Source organism: Lysobacter antibioticus HS124, assembly GCF_000336385.2.
GTDB lineage: Bacteria > Pseudomonadota > Gammaproteobacteria > Xanthomonadales > Xanthomonadaceae > Lysobacter > Lysobacter firmicutimachus.
On sequence record NZ_HG424448.1, the window covers coordinates 41,152 to 66,312 of the forward strand.

24 protein-coding genes are annotated in these 25,161 nt (G+C 70.4%); 14 read left to right on the forward strand and 10 right to left on the reverse strand.

Going from position 1 to position 25,161, the window contains the following annotated elements:
* Window positions 1–23 precede the first annotated feature (23 nt).
* Complete coding sequence (gene creC, locus TX83_RS02045; RefSeq protein WP_064746253.1) at window positions 24–1,469, reverse strand: two-component system sensor histidine kinase CreC; 1,446 nt, start codon at window positions 1,467–1,469, stop codon at window positions 24–26.
* A 13-nt stretch (window positions 1,470–1,482) separates the two neighbouring features.
* The gene (creB, locus tag TX83_RS02050) at window positions 1,483–2,160 is read right to left on the reverse strand and encodes a two-component system response regulator CreB (RefSeq protein ID WP_064746254.1); all 678 of its coding nucleotides are present in this window, start codon (window positions 2,158–2,160) and stop codon (window positions 1,483–1,485) included.
* Between the two features lie 178 nt (window positions 2,161–2,338).
* Here creB and TX83_RS02055 point away from each other — a divergent pair, with 178 nt between their 5' ends.
* Both TX83_RS02055 and TX83_RS02060 read left to right on the forward strand, forming a co-directional pair.
* Window positions 2,339–3,199, forward strand: a complete 861-nt coding sequence (locus tag TX83_RS02055; protein ID WP_064746255.1) for a 23S rRNA (adenine(2030)-N(6))-methyltransferase RlmJ — start codon at window positions 2,339–2,341, stop codon at window positions 3,197–3,199.
* 258 nt (window positions 3,200–3,457) lie between these two features.
* Window positions 3,458–3,664 carry a hypothetical protein gene (locus TX83_RS02060; RefSeq protein WP_064746256.1) on the forward strand — a complete coding sequence of 69 codons (207 nt, stop codon included), beginning with the start codon at window positions 3,458–3,460 and terminating at the stop codon, window positions 3,662–3,664.
* A gap of 171 nt (window positions 3,665–3,835) precedes the next feature.
* Here the strand turns inward: TX83_RS02060 and TX83_RS02065 are convergent, their stop codons facing one another.
* Together TX83_RS02065 and TX83_RS02070 are read right to left on the reverse strand one after the other, a co-directional pair.
* Window positions 3,836–4,879 (reverse strand): YwqG family protein, encoded by a 1,044-nt coding sequence (locus TX83_RS02065; RefSeq protein WP_064746257.1) that lies wholly within the window; start codon window positions 4,877–4,879, stop codon window positions 3,836–3,838.
* A 99-nt stretch (window positions 4,880–4,978) separates the two neighbouring features.
* Window positions 4,979–5,893 carry a cation diffusion facilitator family transporter gene (locus TX83_RS02070; RefSeq protein WP_064746258.1) on the reverse strand — a complete coding sequence of 305 codons (915 nt, stop codon included), beginning with the start codon at window positions 5,891–5,893 and terminating at the stop codon, window positions 4,979–4,981.
* Window positions 5,894–6,475: 582 nt separating this feature from the next.
* Between TX83_RS02070 and TX83_RS02075 the strand changes: the two genes are divergently transcribed.
* The 8 genes from TX83_RS02075 (at window position 6,476) to aqpZ (ending at window position 15,228) form a co-directional block, all read left to right on the forward strand.
* Window positions 6,476–7,102 carry a GNAT family N-acetyltransferase gene (locus TX83_RS02075; RefSeq protein ID WP_079247990.1) on the forward strand — a complete coding sequence of 209 codons (627 nt, stop codon included), beginning with the start codon at window positions 6,476–6,478 and terminating at the stop codon, window positions 7,100–7,102.
* 184 nt (window positions 7,103–7,286) lie between these two features.
* A complete protein-coding gene (mfd, locus tag TX83_RS02080; RefSeq protein ID WP_064746259.1) occupies window positions 7,287–10,733 on the forward strand; it encodes a transcription-repair coupling factor in 3,447 nt (1,148 codons plus the stop codon).
* Window positions 10,734–11,096: 363 nt separating this feature from the next.
* Window positions 11,097–11,588 carry a GlcG/HbpS family heme-binding protein gene (locus tag TX83_RS02085; protein ID WP_079247991.1) on the forward strand — a complete coding sequence of 164 codons (492 nt, stop codon included), beginning with the start codon at window positions 11,097–11,099 and terminating at the stop codon, window positions 11,586–11,588.
* Window positions 11,589–11,614: 26 nt separating this feature from the next.
* Window positions 11,615–12,178, forward strand: coding sequence for a histidine phosphatase family protein (locus TX83_RS02090; RefSeq protein WP_064746261.1), 564 nt, complete (start codon window positions 11,615–11,617; stop codon window positions 12,176–12,178).
* A 116-nt stretch (window positions 12,179–12,294) separates the two neighbouring features.
* Window positions 12,295–12,684, forward strand: coding sequence for a hypothetical protein (locus tag TX83_RS02095; RefSeq protein WP_064746262.1), 390 nt, complete (start codon window positions 12,295–12,297; stop codon window positions 12,682–12,684).
* A gap of 181 nt (window positions 12,685–12,865) precedes the next feature.
* Window positions 12,866–13,723 carry a pirin family protein gene (locus TX83_RS02100; protein ID WP_064746263.1) on the forward strand — a complete coding sequence of 286 codons (858 nt, stop codon included), beginning with the start codon at window positions 12,866–12,868 and terminating at the stop codon, window positions 13,721–13,723.
* A 138-nt stretch (window positions 13,724–13,861) separates the two neighbouring features.
* The gene (locus TX83_RS02105; protein ID WP_141233306.1) at window positions 13,862–14,299 is read left to right on the forward strand and encodes a hypothetical protein; all 438 of its coding nucleotides are present in this window, start codon (window positions 13,862–13,864) and stop codon (window positions 14,297–14,299) included.
* Window positions 14,300–14,517: 218 nt separating this feature from the next.
* Window positions 14,518–15,228: an aquaporin Z gene (gene aqpZ / locus TX83_RS02110; protein ID WP_064746265.1), complete on the forward strand. Its 711-nt coding sequence runs from the start codon at window positions 14,518–14,520 to the stop codon at window positions 15,226–15,228.
* Between the two features lie 300 nt (window positions 15,229–15,528).
* On the opposite strand, the gene TX83_RS02115 is transcribed toward aqpZ, so the two are convergent.
* From TX83_RS02115 to TX83_RS02140, 6 genes are all read right to left on the reverse strand, one after another.
* Entirely contained in the window at window positions 15,529–15,777 is a 249-nt protein-coding gene (locus TX83_RS02115; protein WP_064746266.1) for a hypothetical protein, read from the reverse strand.
* Between the two features lie 287 nt (window positions 15,778–16,064).
* Complete coding sequence (locus tag TX83_RS02120; RefSeq protein WP_064746267.1) at window positions 16,065–16,925, reverse strand: pirin family protein; 861 nt, start codon at window positions 16,923–16,925, stop codon at window positions 16,065–16,067.
* Between the two features lie 296 nt (window positions 16,926–17,221).
* Window positions 17,222–17,815: a class I SAM-dependent methyltransferase gene (locus tag TX83_RS02125; protein ID WP_064746268.1), complete on the reverse strand. Its 594-nt coding sequence runs from the start codon at window positions 17,813–17,815 to the stop codon at window positions 17,222–17,224.
* A gap of 55 nt (window positions 17,816–17,870) precedes the next feature.
* On the reverse strand, window positions 17,871–20,042 hold the full coding sequence (gene rlmKL / locus TX83_RS02130; RefSeq protein WP_064746269.1) for a bifunctional 23S rRNA (guanine(2069)-N(7))-methyltransferase RlmK/23S rRNA (guanine(2445)-N(2))-methyltransferase RlmL: 2,172 nt from the start codon (window positions 20,040–20,042) through the stop codon (window positions 17,871–17,873).
* Window positions 20,039–20,584 carry a YqiA/YcfP family alpha/beta fold hydrolase gene (locus tag TX83_RS02135; RefSeq protein WP_064746270.1) on the reverse strand — a complete coding sequence of 182 codons (546 nt, stop codon included), beginning with the start codon at window positions 20,582–20,584 and terminating at the stop codon, window positions 20,039–20,041. Before TX83_RS02135 ends, rlmKL begins: the two co-directional genes overlap by 4 nt.
* A 67-nt stretch (window positions 20,585–20,651) precedes the next feature.
* Entirely contained in the window at window positions 20,652–21,152 is a 501-nt protein-coding gene (locus TX83_RS02140; protein ID WP_064746271.1) for an MOSC domain-containing protein, read from the reverse strand.
* Between the two features lie 40 nt (window positions 21,153–21,192).
* Between TX83_RS02140 and TX83_RS02145 the strand changes: the two genes are divergently transcribed.
* The 4 genes from TX83_RS02145 (at window position 21,193) to TX83_RS02160 (ending at window position 25,105) form a co-directional block, all read left to right on the forward strand.
* Window positions 21,193–21,765: an N-acetylmuramoyl-L-alanine amidase gene (locus TX83_RS02145; RefSeq protein WP_064746272.1), complete on the forward strand. Its 573-nt coding sequence runs from the start codon at window positions 21,193–21,195 to the stop codon at window positions 21,763–21,765.
* Between the two features lie 180 nt (window positions 21,766–21,945).
* A complete protein-coding gene (locus TX83_RS02150) occupies window positions 21,946–23,268 on the forward strand; it encodes a TolB family protein (protein WP_064746273.1) in 1,323 nt (440 codons plus the stop codon).
* An 84-nt stretch (window positions 23,269–23,352) separates the two neighbouring features.
* Window positions 23,353–24,252: an acyl-CoA thioesterase II gene (gene tesB / locus TX83_RS02155; protein ID WP_064746274.1), complete on the forward strand. Its 900-nt coding sequence runs from the start codon at window positions 23,353–23,355 to the stop codon at window positions 24,250–24,252.
* A gap of 1 nt (window position 24,253) precedes the next feature.
* A complete protein-coding gene (locus TX83_RS02160) occupies window positions 24,254–25,105 on the forward strand; it encodes a hypothetical protein (protein ID WP_075574940.1) in 852 nt (283 codons plus the stop codon).
* Window positions 25,106–25,161: the final 56 nt, after the last annotated feature.

Sequence of the window (25,161 nt, forward strand, 5' to 3'; positions counted from 1 at the left end):
CTTGGTCGCGGCTTGCGCCGCTCCTACTCCGGAATGGACAGGGCGGCGATCGCGCCGGGCTCGCCGTCGCGGTTGCGCAGTTGCGCGCTGCCGCCGTGCAGGGACGCGACCTCGGCGACGAAGCACAGCCCCAGACCGCTGCTGCGGCTGCCCCCGGCCGGCCGCGGCAGCGAATAGAAGCGTTCGAACACCCGCCCCACCGCATAGTCCGGCACCCCGGGGCCGCGATCGCCGACCTCGACCCGCTGCGCCTCGCCGATGCGTTGCAGGCGCAACACGATCTCGCCGCCCGGCGGCGAAAAATCGGCTGCATTGTCGAGCAGGTTGATCAACGCCTGACGCAGCAGGAAAGCGTCGCCGCGCACCGGCGGCAGGCTCGGGTCCAGGTCCAGCAACAGCCGCGCGCCGGCGCCGTCGATGCGCTGCGCGCAATGCTCGGCCGCCTCGCGCGCGATCGCCGCCAACGCCACCGGTTCGGGCCGTTCCAGGCGTTGGCGATGTTCGACCGCCGCCAGCGCCAGCAGCTTGTCGATCATCTGCGCCAGGCGCTCGGCCTGACGGCGGATGCTGCCGGCGAAGCGCGCGCGGTCGGCATCGGGCATCGGCGCATCGCCGGGCGGCGATTCCAGCAATTCGGCGCTGCCGCGGATCGCCGCCAACGGGCTCTTCATTTCGTGGGTCAGCGTATGCACGTATTGCTCGACGTACTGCTTGCCCTCCAGGCGCGCACGCATGGTCTCCAACGCCTGACCGAGTTCGCCGAACTCGCCGGCGGCGTCCGGCGGGTCGGCGCGCTTGCCCGCGGTGACCGCCTGCGCGTAGCGCCGCAGCAGGCCGATCTGGCGCGACAGCCACCACGACACGATCACCCCGATGGCCAGCGCCGCGCCCATCAGCACGAAGCCCCAGCGCGTCACCACCGCCTGGCTGCGGGCGATGAACGGCGCGATCGCGGCGTTCGGCTTGGCCACGGTCAACGAACCGATCACCCGGCCGCGCTCGTCGCGGATCGGAGCGGCCACGTGCATCACGGTGTCGTCCGGGCGCGCCGGATCGACCGCGCTGGAGCGCGCGCCGTAGCGGCCGCGCAGGGTCAGGTAGACGTCGTTCCAGCGCGAATAGTCCTGCCCCACCGCGACGCCGCTGCTGTCGAACACGACGATGCCGCGCGCGTCGGTCACGTAGACGCGATAGCTGGTTTCCGGCTTGCGGAAGCCCCAGATCGCCGCGCCGACGTCGCGTCCGTCCAGCGAGCGCACGCGCTTGGCGAAGTCGCCGCGGTCGATGCGGCCGGCGAGGAAATCGTCGGTGGCCAGTTCGGCCAGCACGTTGGCGGTGTCGACCAGAGTGTCTTCCATCGCCTGGCGCACGCCGGGCTTGACCTCGGCCACGAACACCCGCACCAGCAACAACGCCGCGACCGCGACGATCAGGAAGTAGCCGAGGAAGATCCGCAGTCCGATGCGCACGAGCGGCCCCGGCTTAGGCGTTGTCGAGCGAGTAGCCCAGTCCGCGGTGGGTGCGGATCGGGTCGGCGTCGGCGGCGACTTCGCGCAGCTTGGCGCGCAGGGTCTTGATATGGGTGTCGACGGTGCGGTCGCCGCTGTCCAGCGCATCGCCCCAGACCCGGTCCATCAACTGCGCGCGCGACAGCACCGCGCCCGGGCGCTGCAACAAAGCGGCCAGCAGGCCGTACTCGTAGCGGGTCAGGTCCAGGGCCTGGCCGCGGTAGCGGATGCGCTTGCCCTCGGCGTCGTGGACGAAGCCCTCCTCGGTCGCCGGCGCGGCCTCGCTGCCGCCGGGACGCAGCCGGCGCAGCACCACCCGCACCCGGGTCGCCAGTTCGCGCGGCGAGAACGGCTTGGTCACGTAGTCGTCGGCGCCGATCTCCAGGCCGAGGATACGGTCGGCCTCGGCGTTCTGCGCGGTCAGGAAGATCACCGGCAGATCGCGCTCGCGGCGCAGCTCGCGGCACAGCGCGAAACCGCCGATGTCGGGCAGGCCGACGTCCAGCACCGCCAGGTCGAACGCCCCGCGCGCCGCCTCGCGCAGCGCCTCGCCCCCGGTCAGGCAATGCACCGCCTCGTAGCCCTCCGCGCGCAGCGCGTACAACACGGTGTCGGCGATGGCGGATTCGTCTTCTACCAGAAGGATGCGCATGGGGCGGGGATTGGGGATTCGGGATGGGGGATGGGCGAAGCGCCGCGTCGCCCATGATGCCTGTTCGGCCTGCGGGCTGCCGCTTTCGCGGCGCGACTCGCCCAGGCCCCATAATGTCCCGGGGACTGCTTGTTTGCTTTTCCCAATCCCCGATCCCGAAACCCAATCCCGGCCGAAAATGAACTACCGCCACGCCTTCCACGCCGGCAACCACGCCGATGTGCTCAAACACGTCGCCCTGCTGGCCTTGTGCGATGCGCTGACCGTCAAGCCGGCGCCGCTGTTCGCGCTCGATACCCATGCCGGGCGCGGGTTGTACCCCCTGGACGGCAATTCGGCCCAGCGCACCGGCGAAGCCGAGGGCGGAATCGGCCGGCTGATCGCCGAGGCGCCGAAACAACCGGCGATCGCGCGCTATCTGGCCGCGGTGCGGGCCTGCCGCAGCGTGCACGGGCCGGCCGCCTACCCGGGTTCGCCCTGGTTGCTGGCGCATGCCCTGCGCGAGGACGACCGCATCGCCGCCTGCGAACTGCAGCCGGAGGAAGCCGGCCAGCTCCGGCAGCACTTCCATGCCGACCCGCGCATGGCCGTGCACGCCCGCGACGGCTACGCGGCGATGAAGGCGCTGTTGCCGCCCAAGATCGGCGCCACCCGCTACAACCGCGGCCTGGTCCTGATCGACCCGCCGTACGAAGCGCAGTTGGAGGAGTTCGACACCGCCCTGGCGGCGCTGCGCGAGGGCCTGGGCCGATGGCCGCAGGGCTGTTACGCGCTGTGGTATCCGATCAAGCGCCGGCGCGCGCTGCAGCCGTTCTACCGCCGCGCCGCCGCGCTGCCGGCCAAGTCCATCCTGACCGCCGAACTGCTGGTGCGCGCCGACGATTCGCCGCTGCGCATGAACGGCAGCGGCCTGTTGCTGCTCAACGCGCCGTGGCAGTTGGACGAGACCCTGACCGCGGTGCTGCCGGCATTGGCGCGCACGCTCGGCGAAACCTCTGCCGCCGAAGGCGGCTTGAACTGGCTCAAGCGGCCCGACTGAGCCCCGCGCAGCGGCACGCTGCAACGCAGCGGAAATCGCGTTCCAGCGCACGCTTGCGCCGCCGTGCGCGCCGTCCCGCCGGCACGTCGGCATCGCTGCGCGGGAGCCGCGCGCGCTTGGCGTGGCCGGCTTGCGCCGCATCCGCATGCCCGCGGCCGTGCCGCTGCGCGCCGGCGCCGGGCGGCGACGGCTTGCGCGAGCGCGGCGGGCGTCGTATCACGGCGCCGCCCAATGACGGGCTGAAGAGAGGGAATTCGAATGATCAGGAAGAAGATCGGGTTTCTCGCCGTGTGCGCCTTCGCCTTCGGCATGACCATCGCCAGCAGCGCCGGCGCCTTCGCCTGCAACAACACCTGCCGCCTGGGGTGCGAAACCGCGCTGACCAACTGCGAGAACAGCGGCGGCAGCCGCTGCTGGATCGAGTATTCCAACTGCTATCGCCGCTGCGGCTGCGTCCTGCCCTGATCCGGCGGGACGGCCCGAAAGGATCGTCCGCACGGATCGACGGCCGGGGGCGCGCCCCCGGCCGTTACCGCCCCCGTACAAGCCCAGACAGGCCGCGCGGTCTTCGTGGCGATAACGACGCAGACACACACCTGCCCGGCGTCGAACGGTGCGGGCCTCGTCGTGGCGGCCTCAGTAGCAGTCCCAGTGATAAGCCACGCGGCTGAAATCGGCGCGGGCCAGGTCGTCGGGGTCGATGAAGAAATTGGCGATGCCCGAATCGCCCCACATCAGGTCCTCGTCGCTGTCGAGCTGCAACAGCAGCACGCGCTCATCGCCGGCGGCGCGCGGATCGGACTGGGTGAAGTCGGGGTAGCCGCCGAGCTTGTGTCCGGCACGGTCCAGATAGGCGGCGACGTCGTCGGCGACGTCCTCGGCCTCGTCCTCGGGATGGGCCTTGCGGTAATCGGCGATCAGGCCATCGATGTCGCGGCCGATGGCGCGCTCGAGCCCGGCGTCGTTGCCGCCGATGGTTTCGTGGTCGGCGACGAAACGGATCCGGCGCGGCCGGGCCGGATCGAACGGCAGGCCCTCGCCGGCCGCCGTGCCCGCCGGCGGCGCGACCGCCGGCGCATCGGTGCGCGGCCAGTACACGACGCGGAAGCCGCGTTGTTCGGCCAGCGCCTGCATGCGGTCCTCGCCGTGAGCGCGGTCCAGGCCGGCGCCGTAGTAGTCGTCGGCGGAGACGAAGAACTGCAGCAAGCCCTGCTGGGGATAGCCCGGCATCACCGGCAGTTCGGCGAAATCGAGCTGGGCCAGCAGGAACAACGGCCGCCCCTGGGGATCGCGCGGGTAATCGCGCCCGGCCGCCCAATAGGCGCGGCCGCCGACCTTGCTCAACCGCAACGCGTCGGTCTTCAGTTCGCTCAGTTCGATCCGCGCCACCGGCCGCTGGCTGGTCTGCATGGCCGCGGCCACCGGCGCCAGCACGGCGCGGGCGCGGGCGTCGTGGTCCTGGATCGCGCAGCCGCCGCCCTTGCCGCCATCCCCGGCCGCCTGCCGGTCTGCGCCGGCGGCGCCGTGCATTGGGCCGGCGGCGTTTTCCTGCCCCGCCCGGCTGCGTTGCGCCACCTTGCCTTCGAGCTGCCGGTAGGCCACGTAACCGACCCCGCCCAAGGCCGCCGCCGCGGCCGCCACGATCGCTATCGACAGCAATACCGCTTGGCCGGTCTTCATCGTTCGGGGTCCATTTCGTCGTCGGAACGATTATCGCCAACGAAAAGGCCGGAAGCGCAGCGCACTCCCGGCCTCGTCTTGCGGTGCCGCAGCGCGGCCTCAGTCGCCGCGCGCGACGTCGGGCTCGAAGAAGCTCCAGCGCACTTCCGGGAAGGCCTGCTTCATCGCCCGCTCGACCGCGTTGATCTGCTCGGTCAGTCCGGCCACGCTGTGCTCTTCGCGCATCTGGGCCTGCACCGAGACCATCACCTCGTTGCCCAGTTGCAGGGTGATCAGGCTGATGACCCGCGCCACTTCCGGGCGCGCGTCGAGAAACTCGCGGATCTGCTGCTGGCGCAGCGGGTCGACGCTTTGGCCGATCAGCATCGCCTTGACTTCGATGGCGACGAACACCGCCACGATGATCAGCAGCGCGCCGATGCAGACGGTGCCGATGGCGTCCCAGATCGGGTTGCCGGTGACCACGGTCAGGATCACGGCGATCAGCGCCAGCACCAGGCCCAGCAGCGCGGCGAGGTCTTCGCCGAAGATCACCACCAGTTCGGCCTGGCGGCTTTCGCGGAACCACTGCCACAAAGTGCGCTGGCCGCGCGCCTTGGCCACTTCCTGCAGGCAGGCGCGCATCGAGATCGCCTCGGCGACGATGCCGAAAGTCAGCACGCCGGCCGCCCACCACCACTGCTTGAGCGGTTCGGGGTGCTGCAGTTTGTGGATGCCTTCGTACAGCGAGAACATGCCGCCGACGGTGAACAGCATCACCGCGACCAGGAACGACCAGAAGTAGATCGCCTTGCCGTAACCCAGCGGATAGTCGGGCGACGGCGGGCGCTTGGATTGCTTCAGGCCGAGGATCAGCAGGCCTTGGTTGCCGCAGTCGGCCAGGGAGTGGACGGTCTCGGCCAGCATCGCGCTGGAGCCGGTGAAGAACGCCGCGACGCCCTTGGACACCGCGATCGCGAAATTGGCGCCTAGCGCGAACAGGATCGCGCGGGTCGAATCACCACCACCTGCCATGACTGAACTGCTCCTTCGGGTTTCAAGCGGCGGAGTCTAGCATTGCCGATACTGGCGATTGAGGACCGAAAGGCCCTTGCGCCGGGCGATGGCATCGACCGGGCGGTCGCGGCCGGCGCCCTGCCCACGAACCGGTCCAGACGCGACAGGCGGGCTTGCCGGATTGTCGCCGGGCGCGGATCGGGACCCGATGCGTCGGGCCAGGATGCTCCCGTCGGCGGCCGGCGCCGGGTCCCGCCGAACACCCGGCGCAGCTCGCCTTCGGTGTGGCGAGCGCCCGTGTATCGCCCCCGCCGACCATCGCCCAGCCGGCAGGTCGGCACGCCCCAGGCACACTCCAGCGGAGGCTGGGCTGGCCAATGGCAGTTGTCAGGCCGCGGTTAGCCGGCCATGATGAAACCAATTCTCATTTCTGGCATGGATTGCGTCAACAAACCCCAGGCCCGATGAGGCCCGCACGGGACCCCGCCCTTCGTCCCGCTGCCGCCGCATCGCGGATACCGACGCCCGCCGGTCGGGACCTCGGACGGGTATCGCAAAGAGGAAGGGCTAAATCCGTCACAATGTGCCACTATCAGACCCATGGCCACGCGTGAACGATTGCCGCCCTGGCACGAACGCCAGCGTCTCCCCAACGGACGCGAGGTGTTGATACGCCCGGTACGGCCCGAAGATGCCGAGCCCCTGCGGGCCGGTTTCACTCTGCTGCAGCCCGACGAAGTGCGTCAGCGCTTCTTGTACGCGCTGAAGGAACTCACGCCGGAAATGGCGGAGCGCTTCACCCGTATCGATCCGCGCACCGAGTTCGCCCTGGTCGCCGCCGAACCCTTCCCTCCCGGCGAGGCCCTGGTCGGCGCGGTCGCGCGGATCGCCATCGACGAGCGCACTCGCGATGCCGAGTTCGCGATCCTGGTCAGCCGCTATATCGCCAACATGGGCCTGGGCCGCTATCTGATGACCCGGCTGGTGAAGTGGGCGCGCGGCAAAAAAGTGCACCGGCTGTACGGCGAAGTGTTCGAACACAACGCGCCGATGTTGTCGCTGGCGCAGTCGCTGGGCTTCGAACGCGAATTCCAGCAGGACTCGCCGGGGCTGATCCGGGTAGTGCTGGACCTGCGCGCCAAGCCGCCGTCGCAGGCCGAAGGCGCCGGCGAACCCGAGCTGGGCGGCGATTCCGGCTCGGACTCGGACAAATCCGCACCCGCCTGATCCGGGCTCGTCCAAGCGCTACGGCGACCGGACGCTGCGGCCCCGCGGCGTCCGTGCTCGTGCGCGGTGGCGCGGTCGGACGGCGCCGCACCGGCTGAGACCACGCCGAACCGCCGTCGCCGCACGGCGTGACGCGATCCCGGGGTGAGGCTAACCTAGCGCCCCCCGCGACCAACGCTGCCCTGTGTCCTCTCTTCTGCCCAAGACCGGCCAGCAGCGCGCCTGGTGGCGCGCGCCGGCCTCGCCGTCCGCCTTGGCCTGGGCGCTCGCCCGCGCCGCCGCCGAACACGATGCGCCGCTGCTCGCGATCGCCCGCGACAATCACGGCGCACACCAGCTCGAATCCGACCTGCGCACCCTGCTCGGCGTCGACCCGGCTTTGCCGGTGTTGGCGTTTCCGGATTGGGAGACCCTGCCCTACGACGTCTTCAGCCCGCACCCGGACATCGTCTCGCAGCGGCTGGCGGCCCTGCACCGCCTGCCCGGCCTCAAGCGCGGCATCGTCGTGGTGCCGGTGCAGACCCTGCTGCAGCGGCTGGCGCCGCGCCGCCACGTGGTCGGCGGCAGTTTCGACCTCGCGGTCGGCCAACGCTTGGACCTGGACGCGGAAAAGCGCCGGCTCGAATCGGCCGGCTACCGGCACGTGCCGCAGGTGCTGGACCCGGGCGACTTCGCCGTGCGCGGCGGCCTGCTCGACGTCTATCCGATGGGCGCGCAATCGCCGTTCCGGATCGAACTGCTCGACGACGAAATCGAAACCATCCGCGCCTTCGATCCGGAATCGCAGCGCTCGCTCGACAAGATCGAAGCGGTGCGCATGCTGCCCGGACGCGAAGTGCCGCTGGACGAGGCCTCGCTCAAGCGCGCGCTCGACGCGCTGCGCGAGCGCTTCGACCTCGACACCCGGCGCAGCGCCCTGTACCAGGACCTCAAGGCCGGGCTGGCGCCGTCGGGCATCGAGTACTACCTGCCTTTGTTTTTCGAACAGACCGCGACCCTGTTCGACTACCTCGACGAAGCCGTCCTGCCGGTGCTCGCCGACGGCGCGCTGGACGCCGCCGACCAGTTCTGGAGCCACACCGGCGAGCGCTACGAACAACGCCGCCACGACATCGAGCGGCCGCTGCTGCCGCCGGATCAGCTTTACCTGACCCCGGTCGGCCTGCGCGAGCGGCTCAACCAGGGCCGGCGCATCGAGCTGTGCGGCGAAGGCCATGCGCAACGCGAGCGCGCGCTCGCTCTCGGCGACCAGCCGGCGCCGGCGCTGCCGGTCGCCGCACGCGACGCCGCGCCGGCCGAAGCGCTGAAATCCTTCCTCGCTCACTACCCGGGCCGGGTGCTGATCGCCGCCGACAGCCCCGGCCGCCGCGAAGCTTTGCTGGAAGTGCTGCAGGCCGCGCAACTGCGCCCGGAGGTGGTCGCCGACTGGCGCGCGTTCCGCGACGGCGCCAGCCGCTTCGCGATCGCGGTCGCGCCGCTGGAGGACGGCTTCGCCCTCGACCAGCCGCCGCTGGCGGTGCTGACCGAGCGGCAGCTGTTCCCCGAGCGCGCCTCGCAGCCGCGCCGGCGCAAGCGCGTCGGGCGCGAGCCGGAAGCGATCATCCGCGACCTGGGCGAGTTGTCCGAAGGCGCGCCGATCGTGCACGAGGACCACGGCGTCGGCCGCTACCGCGGCCTGATCGTGCTCGAAGCCGGCGGCCAACCCGGCGAATACCTGGAAATCGAATACGCCAAGGGCGACCGGCTGTACGTGCCGGTCGCGCAGTTGCACCTGATCAGCCGCTACTCCGGCGCCTCGGTCGAGACCGCGCCGCTGCACTCGCTCGGCGGCGAGCAATGGACCAAGGCCAAGCGCAAGGCGGCCGAGAAGGTCCGCGACGTGGCCGCCGAACTGCTCGAGATCCAGGCCAAACGCCAAGCCCGCGCGGGCCTCGCGCTGGACGTGGACCGGGCCATGTACGAGCCGTTCGCGGCCGCGTTCCCGTTCGAGGAGACGCCCGACCAGCACGCTTCGATCGAGGCGGTGATCCGCGATCTGTCCAGCAGCCAGCCGATGGACCGGGTGGTCTGCGGCGACGTCGGCTTCGGCAAGACCGAAGTCGCGGTGCGCGCGGCCTTCGTCGCCGCCGCGGCCGGCAAGCAGGTTGCGGTGCTGGTGCCGACCACGCTGCTGGCCGAGCAGCACTACCGCAATTTCCGCGACCGCTTCGCCGACTGGCCGCTCAAGGTCGAGGTGCTGTCGCGCTTCAAGACCGGCAAGGAGATCAAGGCCGAGCTGGAGAAGCTGACCGAGGGCAAGATCGACGTCGTCGTCGGCACCCATCGCCTGCTGCAGAGCGACGTGCGCTTCAAGGACCTCGGCTTGGTCATCGTCGACGAGGAACAGCGCTTCGGCGTGCGCCAGAAAGAGGCGCTCAAGGCGCTGCGCGCCAACGTGCACCTGCTGACCCTGACCGCGACGCCGATCCCGCGCACGCTCAACATGGCCATGGCCGGTCTGCGCGACCTCAGCATCATCGCCACCCCGCCGGCGCACCGCCTGGCGGTGCAGACCTTCGTCGTGCCCTGGGACGACATGCAGCTGCGCGAAGCGTTCCAGCGCGAACTGGCGCGCGGCGGCCAGGTGTATTTCCTGCACAACGACGTCGAAAGCATCGGCCGGATGAAGCGCCAGCTGGAAGAGCTGGTGCCGGAAGCGCGCATCGGCATCGCCCACGGCCAGATGGCCGAGCGCGAGCTGGAAAGCGTCATGCTCGATTTCCACAAGCAGCGCTTCAACGTGCTGCTGTGCACGACGATCATCGAATCGGGCATCGACATCCCCAACGCCAACACCATCATCATGAACCGCGCCGACAAATTCGGCCTGGCCCAGCTGCACCAGTTGCGCGGCCGCGTCGGCCGTTCGCATCACCGCGCCTATGCCTACCTGGTGATTCCCGATCAGCGTTCGATCACCGCCGACGCGCAGAAGCGCCTGGAAGCGATCGCCTCGATGGACGAGCTCGGCGCCGGTTTCACCCTGGCCACCCACGACCTGGAGATCCGCGGCGCCGGCGAACTGCTCGGCGAGGACCAGAGCGGGCAGATGGCCGAGGTCGGCTTCAGCCTGTACACCGAATTGCTCGAACGCGCGGTGCGCTCGATCCGCCAGGGCAAGCTGCCCGACGTGGATTCGGCCGAAGCGCGCGGCGCCGAGGTCGAACTGCATATTCCGGCGCTGATTCCGGAAGACTATCTGCCCGACGTGCACACCCGCCTGACGCTGTACAAGCGCATCAGCGGCGCGCGCGACAGCGAAGAGCTGCGCGAGCTGCAGGTCGAGATGATCGACCGCTTCGGCCTGCTGCCGGACGCGGCCAAGCATTTGTTCGCGGTGGCCGAACTCAAGCTCGGCGCGACCGCGCTAGGCATCCGCAAACTCGACCTCGGCGACAAGGGCGGCCGCCTGCAATTCGTCGAGCGGCCCAACGTCGACCCCATGTCGATCATCAAGATGATCCAGGGCCAGCCCAAGCTTTATCAGATGGACGGCCCGGACAAACTCAGGATCAAGCTCGACCTGCCCGATCCGCCGGCGCGCCTGGCCGCGGCCAAGGGCCTGCTGACCTTGCTCGACACCAAGCACTGAGCGCCCCCGCTCCGCTCTTGCGGCTCCCCCTTGGAAAAAAGCGGGAGCCGGGAGGGTTGGCTGCTGACGTTGCTCCTCGAGCGACCGCAACCGCACCTCTGCCGCGCCCGCCGCGCGGTCGCTCGCTCCCCTTCGTCGAAGGGGCCGCGGGAAAAGCGTTCGCGCCCCCTCTGCCGATCCCGTCGGCCGGTCCCGACAGCCCATCCCCACAAAAGCGCACCCAACGGCGTCCCGCCTATCGATTCCGGCTTCGAAAAGAGGCCAGGGGGGAGTTGCTTCTGCCTTCGCCTCGCAGGACCACCAGCACTGCCCTCGCGGCCGCAAGGCGGCTACTCTCGCTCCATCTCCCGCTCCGAGCCCGCCATGCCGCGCCTGTCGTCCGCAATGCTCGCCTGCGCCCTCGTCTGCGCCGCTTCGTCGTGCTTCGCCGCGCCGCCGCTGAAGGAGCAACTGAGCCAACGCACCGTGCTCAACCTCGCCGCCGCCAAGCGCATCGCCCAGGCGGCCGAGGACAAGGCGCGCGCCGACGGCCTGAAGGTCGCGATCGCGATCGTCGACGAGGCCGGCCGGCTGTTGCATTTCCAGCGCATGGACGGCACCCCCAACTCCAGCGTCGAGGTCTCGATCGGCAAGGCCATCCACGCCGCCAATTATCGCCGCGACTCGGCCTTCCACCAGAAGCTGCTGGAAGGCGGCAACACGGTGGTGCTGGGCCTGCCGAACGCGCTTCCCATCGAAGGCGGCGTGCGCTTGCTGCTCGACGAGCAGGTGATCGGCGCGATCGGCGTGTCCGGCGCGCAGGCCGCGCAGGACGGTGTCATCGCCCAGGCCGGCGCCGATCTGTTGCGCCCATGAATTCCTCAGCGAACCGGGACTGCGTCATGAACGTTCTACGCCGCCTTTCGTTCGCCGCGTGCGCGGCGCTGCTGTCGGCCTGCGCCACGGCGCCCCAGCCGGACGCGCCGGCCGTGGCGGACACCGCCGCCGGCGCCACCTATCTGATCGTGCGCCACGCAGAGAAAGCCGACGACGACCCGCGCGACCCCAGCCTGTCCGAAGCCGGCCATGCGCGCGCACGCCGCCTGATCGAGGCGCTGGCGCGCACGCCGCTGCGCGCTGCGTACGCGACCGGCTATCGCCGCACGCAGGGCACCGCCGCGCCGGCCGCAGCCGCGCACGGCCTGCAAGTCACGCTCTACGACGCCAAGCAGCCCGCCGCCGATTTCGCCGCCGCCCTACGCCGCGACTGGCCGCAAGGCACGGTGCTGGTGGTCGCGCACAGCAATACCGCACCCGGCATCGCCGCCGCCTTGTGCGGTTGCGCGGTCGAGCCGATGAGCGAGAACGAATACGACCGGCGCATGTGGGTACGGGTGGATGCGCAAGGCCGCGCGCATTTGCGCGTGAGCCGCGACGCCGGGCCGGCATCCTCGTCCGGCCAGTAACGCGCGCGCCGACGCCCGAACCGGAAGCGAACCGACTCCGGCGCCGTAACGGCGTCGGCGCAGCGCGGCGCCGGCAAGGGCTAGACTCTCTCCCGCCCTGCCGTCCGGAGTCGCCGATGAAAGCCCGATTCGCCGCCCTCGCGTTCGCCGTCGCCGCACTGACCGCCTGCGCCCACGCCGGTTCCGGCGGCGACGCGCCGCGCCAGGCCCTGCCCGGCCAAGCGACGGCCTTGGCGCGCGGCGACAGCCTGGTCCTCCCCGACGGCGCGCGGCTGCGCTTCGCCGCGGTCAGCGCCGACTCGCGCTGTCCGCCGAAACTGCAATGCGTATGGGCCGGCGACGCGGTGCTGGCGTTCGAATTCACCGCCGCCGACGGCGCGCGCACGGCGCTGTCGTTCAACACCGTCAGCGATCCGCGCCGCAGCGCCGGCGCCTGGACGATCGAAGTGCAGGGCCTGGACTTCGCCGATCCGCCCAACGCGACGCTCAAGATCGACGCGAAATGAACGCGGCGCCGTCCGGCGCGGGCCACGCGTTCCATCCGCGGCTCTCGCCCGGCGACTCGGCACGAGGCGCGCCTGTCGCGCCGCACGACGCCGTCGCCGCAACACCGAGTTGCAGGGCCGGTAGCGCGATTGCCGCGCACTCGTGCGACCCTGCGGGCATCATCCTGCAGGAATCGCGACCATGACCACGATCATCGCCCCGCGCGTCCACGACCTCGGCGGCTTCCAGGTCCGCCGCGCCGTGCCGTCCATCCAGGCCCGCTCGATCGGCCCGTTCGTGTTCGTCGATCACATGGGCCCGGCGCTGTTCGAGCCCGGCCGCGGCATCGACGTGCGCCCGCATCCGCATATCGGCCTGGCCACGGTGACCTTCCTGTGGGCCGGCTCGATCGGCCATCGCGACAGCCTCGGCAGCGTGCAGGACATCGCTCCCGGCGACGTCAACTGGATGACCGCCGGCCGCGGCATCGCCCACTCCGAGCGCACCCCGCAAGGCCCGCGCGCCGACGGCCATGCGCTGCACGGCATGCAGACCTGGGTCGCGCTGCCGCGCTCGTTCGAGGAAACCGCGCCGGCCTTCCACCACCACCCCGCCGCGACCCTGCCGCAGCAGAGCCGCGACGGCGCCTGGCTGCGCATCGTCGCCGGCCGCGGCTTCGGCGAGGAATCGCCGGTGCGGGTGTTCGCCGACACCCTCTACGTCGCGATCGATCTCTACCCGGACGCGCAATTGGACATCGAAGACAGCCACGCCGAGCGCGCGCTGTACCTGCTCGAGGGCGAAGCCCAGCTCGACGGCGCCGATCTGCCGGAAAAACACCTGGTGTTGCTCGAGCCCGGCACCCGTCCGCGGCTGCGCGCCAAAACCCCGCTCAAGGCCATGTTGCTGGGCGGCGAACCGCTCGACGGCCCGCGGCACCTGTGGTGGAACTTCGTCTCAAGTTCGCGTGAGCGCATCGAACAGGCCAAGCTCGACTGGACCGAAGGCCGCTTCGGCCTTATTCCCGGAGAGCATGAGTTCATTCCGTTACCTGAATAGTGCTTTAACGTTTGTCAACCGACTCGAACTGAACTAAGGTCACAACCTGCAAAGGCTCTCAACACCGTTTGACCTATTCCAGGTTCAGGGGGACGTGTCGTGAAGTCAGGTGGGAAAGGCCAACACGCTTGGCCATGGTTGGTTTTGCTCTTCGTCGCCTGCGCCCAGGCGCAGGACCCTGCCGCCGCCGACGGCGGCGCCTGCCCGCAATTGCCCGACGGCACCGATCTGCGCTGGGAGTATCGGGCCGGCCCCGATTCGGACTTCTGCCGGGCGATCCGCAACAGCGACGGCAGCGAGGCCTTCGGCCTTTACATCGCCGCCAAGTCGCCGTTCGAACCGCGCCGCGGCGACCGCGCCGAGGCCGGCTCCATCGACGGCCGTTCCATGCATTGGTACCGCGGCGAACTGGCCGGCAAGCCCAATGTCCAGGTGCGCGAAACGCTGATCGACGTCGGCAACGGCAAGCTCGCGCACATCTGGCTGCAGGCGAACTCGTCGGAACAGCTCAAGGAGGCGCTCGGCCAAGCCGAGGGGCTGCGATTTTCCTCGGCCCGACTGAGCAGCGCCCGCTGACCTCACCCGCTGTGCACACGCGACGCGGCAATTTTGCCGCGCTCGCGCGCGGCGTCGCATTCGGCACACTTTTGTGACCGGTTGCTCATTTTCACGTTATCCGCCAGCATGAGAATCGACTCGGCTGAATGGGGTCGCGACGCGTCGTTCCCCGCCTAAACGGGACAACCGTCCGATCCCCTGCCGAGGGCAAGTCCCATCACTCGGAGGAAAACGACATGATCAAGCGACTCGGTGCGGAGTTCATCGGAACGTTCTGGCTGGTACTCGGCGGTTGCGGCAGCGCGGTGCTGGCGGCGAACTTCGGCGGTGCCGGCAATCCGCTCGGCATCGGCCTGCTCGGCGTGTCGCTGGCCTTCGGCCTGACCGTACTGACCGGTGCCTATGCGCTCGGCCACATTTCCGGCGGCCACTTCAATCCCGCGGTCAGTTTCGGCCTGTGGGCCGGCGGCCGCTTCCCGGCCAAGGACCTGGTGCCCTATATCGTCGCCCAGGTCGTCGGCGCGATCCTCGCCGGTTTCGTCCTGCTGCAGATCGCCGGCGGCACCGCCGGTTTCGCGATCGACCCGACCGCGGCCGGCACCTTCGCCAGCAACGGCTACGACGTGATGTCGCCGGGCGGCTACTCGATGCACGCCGCGTTCCTGACCGAAGTGGTCATGACCGCGATGTTCCTGGTGATCATCCTCGGCGCCACCCACCGCAACGCGCCGGCCGGTTTCGCCCCGATCGCGATCGGCCTGGGCCTGACCCTGATCCACCTGATCAGCATTCCGGTCACCAACACCTCCGTGAACCCGGCCCGATCCACCGGCGTGGCGCTGTTCGCCGGCCCGGCCGCGATCGGCCAGCTGTGGCTGTTCTGGGTTGCGCCCATTCTCGGCGGCCTGCTCGGCGGCGCGATCTACCGCTGGCTCGGCAAGGACTGAAGCGGTCCGCATCGGGGTACGAAAAAGCCGCGCGAAAGCGCGGCTTTTTCGTTGCCGGAGCGCGCCATCGGCACGCGCGGTCCGGCGCCGCATCCGCGGCTTCGCGGCGGCGTCCTCGACCGCGCAGGTACCGGCGCAAGCAGGAATCCATTCCGACCCGCAGGCCGCGCTCGCCGCATGGCTGGGCCTCGCGCGGCGCAACGGCGCCTGCGGACGGGCGAAGCGGAATGGACTCCGGCTTGCGCCGGCAGGCCGGAACTCAACGGCGCCCTGCGGCGTCGGCCCCGGCCGGCGGATGCGTCAGGCGCCGACGGCCTGCTGCGCCAGGTCCACCGCGTTCTGCTGCAGCTGCGTCTTCAGCCGGCCGGCGGCCAGGCCATCGGCGCTTTCGAGCATCTGGTACGCCGCCTGCAATTGCTTGATGCCGCGCGGCGGCACTTTCTTGAGCTTGCCGCCGACGATGACGAAACCGCCCGCGCCGGCGGCGACGCCGGCGGAAACGAAGGTGGCGACGATGGTGAATTGCTTGGGATCGATTCGGGTGGCCATTGACGGTTGCTCCATGCGGGCGCGGCGGGCCGCGCGTCATCGCAGTCGCTCCGGCCGACGCCGCCGCGCTGCGTTCCATACTCGATCAACGCGCGGGACCGCAGCGGTCGGCCATTGCAACAGTGCAACCGCGCGCCGGCGACCGACCGGCAGCGTCCTTCCGCCGTGGCTGCAGGCCGGGGCCGCGCTCGCGCGCAGCCCTTCGCAGAGCGCCGCCCGGCGTCCATGCCGCGACGGTTCGACTCAGAACTCGCCTCTCAGACCTTCCCTTCTCGGAACTGGCCTTCTCAGAACTTGCCTTCCTGGAAGTCGACGAAGGCCTGCATGAGCTCTTGCTTGGTGTTCATCACGAACGGGCCGTAACGCGCCACCGGCTCGCGCAGCGGCCGCCCGGCGACCACGATCAGGCGCGTATCCGGCTGCAATGCGCGCAAGCGCAGACGGCTGCCGCCGGCCAACACCGCCAACTCCTGCGCCTGCACCGTGCGCGCATCCTCGCCTTCGCCGATCGCCGCTTCGCCCTCGTAAACATAGGCGAAAGCGTTATGGCCCTCGGGCAGGTCGTATTCCCAGGCGGCGCCGTCGGCGAGCGCGACATCGAGATAGACCGGATCGGTGGCCGGCTGCGCGATCGGGCCGCGCAGATCGCCGAGGCGGCCGGCGATCAGCTTGACCTGCACGCCCTGCGCCGGCGCCAGCTGCACGATGCGATCGGGTGCGAACTCCTGGTACTTGGGCTCGGTCATCTTTTCGCGCGCCGGCAGGTTCACCCACAGCTGGAAACCGCGCATGCGGCCCTGCTCCTGTTCGGGCATCTCCGAATGCACCAGGCCGCGGCCGGCGGTCATCCACTGCACGCTGCCGGGCACCAGCACGCCTTCGTTGCCGTGGTTGTCGCGATGGCGCATGCGCCCGTCGAGCATGTAGGTGACGGTCTCGAAGCCGCGGTGGGGATGCTCGGGGAAACCGGCGAGGTAGTCCTCCGGCCGATCGGTGCCGAATTCGTCGAGCAGCAGGAACGGGTCCAGATCGGGCAGCTGCGGGCCGCCGATGACCCGGGTCAGGCGCACGCCGGCGCCGTCCGAGGTGGGCTGGCCGCGCAGCTTGCGGCCGACGCGGGCGTAAGCGGTAGAGGTGGCGGGGGCCATGGGACGCTCCAGATTCGACACGCCGGATCGGCGATGGCGGCCAGGATGTCACGACAAATTCAGAACAATACCGCCAAAACTGCAATCATCAATTACAAATAAAGAACAATTGTCTTGCAGGAGGCAGGCTAAGCCGTGGCAGCCGCAGCGATGCCGGCGCTGCGTTCACGATGGAGCCAGCGGCAGGCGCGAGGCAAAGCCCGGCGATGCGAGATTCGGCTGTGACGCTTACGCCCCGTTCCCTTCGGTTGTCGCCGCTTGCGCCGCTTCCATGGGGAGCCGGGCGTCGCCGGGGCTCAGCGCTGCGGCTTGCGGTAAACGTAGACCGTCGCCGGCGGCACGTTGCGCAGCACGAATTCGCCGCGGCGCACCTGCAGCCCGAGTCCGCGCGCCACCGCTTCGGCGACCGGCGCGCTCGGGCCGTAGGTGAACTGCACGAACACCCCGTCCTCGCGCAGGCATTCGAACGCGGCGGCAAGGATGTCGCGCTGCAGCGGATGCGGCATCGTCAACAGGCCCAGGCCGGACACGATCGCATCGGCCGGCCCGTCTTCCAGATAGCCCTGCTCGCGCGCCAGCGCCGGCAGCATGCGCGCGTCGCCGAGCAGCACCGGCACGCGCGGGAAACGCAGCTGCAGGTGCGCGTGCAGCTCTTCGTTGAGTTCCAGCACCAGCAGATCGCGCTCCTGGATGCCGGCGCCGAGCAAGGCGCGGGTGATCGCGCCGGTGCCGCCGCCGAGTTCGATCACCCGCCGCGCTTCGTCGGGCAGCTCGGCGATCATCGCCGCCGCCAGTTCGGCGCTGGACGGCGCCACCGCAGCGACGCGCAAAGGGTTCTTCAGCCATTGGCGGAAGAACGTCCAGGCACCGGGCTTGCGGACGGACTTCATCGGCAAGCCTCGGCCGCGCCGCGGCCGGCGGAACGAAAAGACGAATGCGACGGCATCAACGCGGCTCCAGGCGCCAGCAACGGTGGATCCGGGCGTCGCGGGCGAAATCCGGCGGAATGGTCGCGGCGCTGATCTCTTCGCAGCGGGCGAACTGCGCCACCGCTTCGTCGTCGAAGCGGAAACGGCGGAAGTTGTTGGAGAAATACAGCACGCCGTTGTCGGCCAGGCGCGCGACCGCCGCGCGCGACAGGCGCACGTGCTCGCGCTGAATGTCGAAGTCGTCGGCGCGGGCCGAATTGGAGAAGGTCGGCGGGTCGCAGAAGATCAAGTCGTAGCGGCCGCGGTCGGCTTCCAGCCATTGCATCGCATCGGCCTGCACCAAGCGGTGTTGCGGGCCGGCGATGCCATTTTCGCGCAGGTTGTCCGCGCACCACTGCAGGTAGGTCGCCGACAGGTCGACCGTGGTGGTTTCCGCGGCACCGCCGACCGCCGCCTGCACGGTCGCCGCGCCGGTATAGGCGAACAGGTTGAGGAACCGGCGTCCGCGCGCCTCGCCGGCGATGCGCAGACGCATCGGCCGGTGATCGAGGAACAGGCCGGTGTCGAGATAGTCGAACGGATTCACCCGCAGCCGCGCCGCGCCTTCGCGCACCGCCACGAACTCGCCGCGCTGGTCGAACTGGCCGTACTTGCTGCCGCCCTTGCCGCGGGCGCGGGTCTTCAACGCGATCCGTTCGCGCGGCACCGCGAACACCTCGCGCGCGGCCGCCAGCAGCTCGTTCCAGCGCCGGCGCTGGTCGGCCTCGGGAATCGTCGCCGGCGCCGCATACTCCTGAACGTGCAGATAAGTGCGCGGCTCGGCTTCGTCGCTGGCGTAGACGTCGATCGCGGCGGCGTACTCCGGCAGGTCCGCGTCGTAGGCGCGGTAGCAGGTCACGCCTTCGCGCTCGCGCCAGGACTTGAGCTTGCGCAGGTTCTTGCGCAAGCGGTTGGCGACCATCTGCGCGCCTTCGCTGAGCGGCGCAGGTGCGGCGTCCTCGGCCTGCGCGCGCTGCTCGGCATGGCCGATGCGGGCGATCGGATCGCAAACGATCAGCGCGCATTCGATCGCGCCGTTGAAGATCTGGTACTTCTTGCTGGCGCGCAGGCCGGTGGCCTGGGCCAGCCCGGCGTCGCCGCACAACAGACTGGCGCGCCAAGACGGCACCAGCCGCTTGAGCGCGTCGCCGAGGGCGCGGTAGAGCGCGGGGTCGGCCGCGAGACGGGCGTCGTAAGGCGGATTGCAGACCGCGACTCCCGGCGCAGCGCCGGCGTCGATCGGCAAGGCCTGCAATTGCGCGACATCGGCGACTTGCCAATGGATCAGGCCGGACAGGCCCGCCATCGCCTCGTTTTCGCGCGCGGCCCGGATCGCGTGCGGGTCCAGGTCGCTGCCAGCGAATGCGGGCCGCAGCGCGGCCAAACCGGCGCTTTCGCGCGTCCTCGCCTCGTCGCACAGGGCGCGCCAGCCGGCGAAGTCGAAGCCGCGCCAGCGCGTGGGCGGCAGCAAGCCGTGGCGCTGCAGGCCCGGCGCGACGTCGGCGGCCATCAGCGCGCCTTCGATCAGCAGGGTGCCGCTGCCGCACATCGGGTCGAACAGCGCGCCGCCCTCGGCGTAGACCTTCGGCCATTGGCCGCGCAACAGCACCGCCGCGGCCAGGTTTTCCTTGAGCGGCGCTTCGCCCTGCTTTTGCCGCCAGCCGCGCCGGTGCAGCGGGCCGCCGCCGAGATCCACCGAAAGGATGGCGCGCCCCTTGCGCAGGACCAGGTTCAGGCGCAGGTCCGGAGTCTCGGTATCGACGTCGGGGCGCGCGCCGGTGCGCGCGCGCAAGGTGTCGACCACCGCGTCCTTGACCCGTTGCGCGGCGTAGCGCGCATGGGTGATCGCGTCGCCGGAGACATGCGCGTCCACCGCCAGGGTGTGCACGCTCTCCAGGTGTTCGGTCCAATCGACCGCAGCCACGCCGCGATACAGCGCGTGCTCGTCGGCGCAGTCGAATTCGGCGATCGGCCACAGCACCCGGCTGGCCAGGCGCGACCACAGCACCGCGCGCTGCGCGTCGGCGAGCGTGCCTTCGACGTTGGCGCCGGCGGTGGCGGCGGTGGCGCGACGGCAGCCCAGCGCGACCAGTTCGTCGGCCAACAGGTATTCCAGGCCCTTGCCGCAGCTGGCGTAGAACTTTTTCATGCCGCGACCCCGCTCACCCGCTCGAGCAAGCGCGCGAACGCCTCGGCGCCGGCGTCGACGTGCGCCGACAGGCGATGGCTGTCGTCGACCAGCAGCAGGCGTGCGCGACGCGGCTGCGCCCAGGCGACCACGTCGGCGGCCGGAATCAATTCGTCGTCCCAGCCATGCACGATGCTGAGCGGCACCGGCGCGGCGTCCAGCGCCGGCGCCGGGCCCATCGCGGTCGGCGGCGAGAGCAGGAACAAGCCGGCCACCGGCACCTGCAGCGAGACCCGCGCCGAGATGTAGGCGCCCAGGCTCGATCCGGCCAGCAACAGCGGCCCGCGCGTGGCGGCGGCGCGGGCCAGCTCCAACAGGCGCTGCTGGCGCGCCATGACGTCGCCGAGCGAGCTGACCTCGCGCTTGGCGTCCAGATCGGTGTAGTCCGGGCGCTCGTGGCTCCAGCCGTAGCGTTGCGCGATCTCGGCCAAGGCGGTGACCTTGGTCGCGTCGGGGCCGCTCTCGAAGCCGTGAGAGAGAATGCAGTGTCCGGTAATGCCCATCGATCCGATCTGGTTAAGTGGTTTCAATTCGCCGCGCCTCGGGCGCGGACGGCGCGCCGGGGCGCCGTCAGGCGTCCGCCGGCACCAACGCATCGCCGCGGCGGATGCGCCCGCCTTCGATCACCCGCGCGCACACGCCGCCGTGGCCGCGCATCGCGTTGAAGCCGCCCGGGCCCAGCGCCGCTTCCATCATCGAGCACGGATCGCAGGATTCGGTCCACTCCAGCAGCGCCTCGCCGAGGCGGAAGCGGCGGTCCTTGAGTGCGATCAGCGGCAGGCCGGAAATCACGATATTGCGCCGCAAGAGCGCGGGCTCGACCGCATCGCGGCCGGCCAGTGCGGCGATCGCCGGCAGGTGCTCGGCCTGGATCAGGGTGATCCCGCGCTTGCCGCTGCCGCCCTTGTAGCGGTCGCCGTCGAGGCCGCCGCCGGCCGAGGCGATCGCCTCGTCCAATGCCTGCATGGTGACGCCACGCGCCGGGCGCACGCCGATCCACTCGACCCGGCCGGGTCGCGGCAGCGTGGCCATCAGTTTTCCGAGCGCGGAGTCGGCGGGCGGCAGGGTCATGGCGGGCTCCGTGGGAAAGCGAATGGTAGCATCCGGGCCCATGCCGCCCCTGAACCTGCCGCCGGACATCCTCGTCCAGCCCCTGCCCTACGAAGCCCGCCTGGAAGCGCGCGACCCCGGCGCGATCGACCTGGCGGTGATCCACTGCACCGAACTGCCGGACCTGGCGACCGCGCGCGAATACGGCGAACGCGAGCTGTACCCGGCCTCGGGCACCGGCAACAGCGGCCATTACTACCTCGACCGCGACGGCCGCATCCTGCGCTACGTCGCCGAGGACCGCATCGCCCACCACGTGCGCGGCTACAACCCGCGCTCGGTCGGCATCGAACTGGTCAACACCGGGCGCTATCCGCATTGGCTGGACTCGCGCCATCAGGCGATGGACGAGGACTACCCGCCGGCGCAGATCCAGGCCCTGATCGCCCTGCTCGCCGACCTGCGCACGCGCCTGCCCGGCCTGCGCTACATCGCCGGCCACGAAGACCTGGACACGGCCCGGGTCGCGGCCAGCGACGACGCTTCGGTCGAAGTCGCGCGCAAACGCGATCCGGGTCCGCGTTTCCCTTGGCCGCAGGTGCTGGCCGCCTGCGGGCTGCAACGCCTGCCCTGAGCGACCGCGCGGCCGGCCTTGCGACCGCCCCCCCGCTTTGACGCGACGAAACCGCGGTCTCGTTCTCGCCCTGCGATCCGGCCCCGCTCGATACTGGGCCCACGCCGGCAGGAGTGCGCCGGCGCCAGCGCCAGCCTCGGCGGCGCGCATTCTCCCCGCAGGATCAAGGACGCCCTCACCATGACCCGTATTTCCGCTCTCGCCGCCGCGCTCGCGCTGGCGGCCGCTCCGCTCGCCGCGCAACCGCGCCTGCAATTGATCAGCCACGCCCACGACAACCCCAACGCGGCGATCAACGCCTACTACCCCGAACTCAGCGCCGACGGCCAGTGGGTGTCGTTCAGCTCGACCGCGTCGGGCTTCGTCGCGCCCGGCGTCGACGGCTTTTTCGGCGCCGACGTGTTCGTCTACGACGTGTTCTGCCGCCGCACCGAAATCGCCAGCCTCACCTGGGACGGCAAGGCGCCGAACAACTCCTCCGGCGGCTCGGTCGGCCGCTCCTCGATCAGCGGCGACGGCCGTTACGTCGCCTTCGCCTCGCGCGCCAGCAATCTGGTCTACGGCGACAACGACAGCAACGGCCACACCGACGTGTTCCTGCTCGACCGTCATCGCGCGGTCGGCGATCCCCAACGCATCCGCCGGGTCAGCGCCGCGCGCGCCGCCGGCAGCGACGGCCCCAGCGACGAGCCTTCGATCAGCGCCGACGGCCGCTACCTGGCCTTCCAGTCCGCCGCCAACAACCTGGTCGCGAACGACAACTCCGGCACCAACGTATTCGTTTACGACGTGCAGGCCGACAGCCTCGCCCTGGTCAGCCGCGACCGCGACGGCAAGCCGGCCGAAGGCCAATACCCGCGCATCGACGCCCAGGGCCGGCGCCTCGCGTTCCGCAGCGGCGCACTCAACCTGATCGCCGAAGACATCGTCTGGTCCACCACCCCGCACGTCTACCTGCGCGATCTGGGCACCGGCAGCAACCAGCTCGTCGACCGCCGCAGCGACGGCCAGATCCCGACCCAGGGCGCCACCGACGTCGACGCGATCAGCGGCGACGGCCGCTACGTGTCCTTCCGCAGTTCCGCGCCCAACCTCACCGGCAGCGCGTCGCCGCTGACGCCGCAGATCTTCGTCCGCGACACCGTCGCCGGCACGCTGGAGATGATCACGATCAATCCGGGCAACGCACCGACGCCCTACCAGAGCCGCTGGTCGGCCCTGGACCACGACGGCCGGCATGTGGCGTTCAGCTCGCCGTCGCAGGGACCGTGGAGCCCGGCCGGCCTGTATCGTCGCGACCGCAGCAACGGCGCGACCGAGCTGCTTTCGCCCGGTCACCAGGACGGCTCGCCGCAGGACAGCAGCTACGCCAGCATCAGCGCCGACGGCCTGCGCACCGCCTTCGTCTCCGGCTACGGCCGGCTGATCCCGGGCGTCAACGCGCCGGCGATCTTCCTCGCCGACCTGCGCAGCAGCGTGCCGCCGCGCTACTGCCCGCGCTGAACCGCGACGCGGCGGGCCGGCCCGGCGGCCGGCCCGTCTTGCCCCTTCGCTATACTGCCGGCCTCGCCCTCTGGCCCCGGCCGCATGACCACCTCGCCCGTCTCCGAACTGATCGAACTGCTGTCGCTGGAGCGGCTGGAAGACAACCTGTTCCGCGGCCAGAGCCGCGACATCGGCACCAAATACGTGTTCGGCGGCCAGGTGCTCGGCCAGGCGCTGTCGGCGGCGCAGGCGACCCTGCAGACCGCGCGCACCGCGCACTCGCTGCACGCCTACTTCCTCAAGGCCGGCGACATCGAAGCGCCGATCGTCTATCAGGCCGACCGCACCCGCGACGGCGGCAGCTTCTCGGTGCGACGGGTCACCGCGATCCAGCACGGTCAGCCGATCTTCTTCCTCGCCGCCTCGTTCCAGGAAGACCAGGAAGGCGGCGAGCACCAACTGTCGATGCCGGAAGTGCCCAAGCCCGAGGACATCGAGCCGGCGCCGGCGGTGCCGGCCGAGGTCATGGCCACGCTGCCGAACAAAGTCCAGCGCTGGCTCTCGCGGCAGGGGCCGTTCGAGTTCCGCCACGTCTACCCGCGCGACGAGCTCAACCCGCCCAAGCGCCCGCCGTACCAGCAGGTCTGGTTCCGCCTCAGCGAGCGGGTCGGCGACGCGCCCGAGCTGCACCGCGCCCTGCTCGCCTACGCTTCGGATTTCCATCTGCTCGGCACCGCGACCTTTCCTCATGGCATCAGCTATTACCAGCCGAACGTGCAGATGGCTTCGCTCGACCACGCGCTGTGGTTCCACCGTCCGTTCCGCGCCGACGAATGGCTGCTGTACTCGATCGACAGCCCCAGCGCGCAGGGCGCGCGCGGTCTGGCGCGCGGGCAGATCTACGACCGCGACGGCCGCCTGGTCGCCAGCAGCGCGCAGGAAGGCCTGATCCGCGTGGTCAAGGACGCCGCCACCGCGAGCCACGTGCCGGCGAAGGAATGACATGAGGCAGGTCTTCAGCAGTTCGCGGCTGGAAAACGTCGAAGGCGTGGCGCAATTGCTGCGCGACGCCGGGATCGAAGTGCGGGTCACCAACGACCGCTCCTACAAGGGCAACCGCCGCTCCAATTTCAGTTACCGCGAGCAGGCGCCGGAACGGCCGGCGGTGTGGGTGATCCGTTCGGAAGACCAACTGCGCGCCCGCGATCTGCTGCGCGAGGCCGGGCTGATCGACAGCACCCGCGCCGAAGCCCCCAGCCATGCGCCGTTCCGCTTCGAATCGCGGATCGACCAGGCCCGCACGCCGGGGCAGAAGCGCGCGCTGCGGATCAAGGTCGGCCTACTGGTCTGCATCGCCGTGGTGCTGGGCCTGGCCATGTTCCACAACTTGCGCAACCGCCCGGCCCCAGTCCCGGCGCAAGACCCGGCCGAGGTCGCCCTGGCTGCGCACGCCTTCGACGGCAAGACCGCGGCGACCCCGGCTGCGCTGGCGCAGGCGGTGTTCGCCCATCAACTCGCCGAGGCCGATCAGACCACCCAGTGCCTGCGGGTGGATCGCCGCGACGCGCCGCGCAAGCTGCTGACCGCCCTGGCCCGCCCGGGCCTGCGCCTGCTACCGGCCAGCCAATGCGTCGAAGTCGCCGACGAGGAGCAGGGCAGCCGCGCCCGCGACGGCCAGCCGGCCGAACTGATCGAAGTGCACGCGTTCCGTCCGAGTTCGGCCGATGCCGGCACCATCGAGTACAGCGCCTATCACCACCGCCTCGCCGCGGCCTACAAGACCTTGGAGGTCAAGCGCGTCGACGGCCGCTGGACGGTGGTACGGGTGGTCAAGACCGTGCGCGCGATGGGCTGAGCCGGCACGGGACGCACCCGGCCTGTCCTGCCGTCCGCGAGCGTCGGATCGCTGCG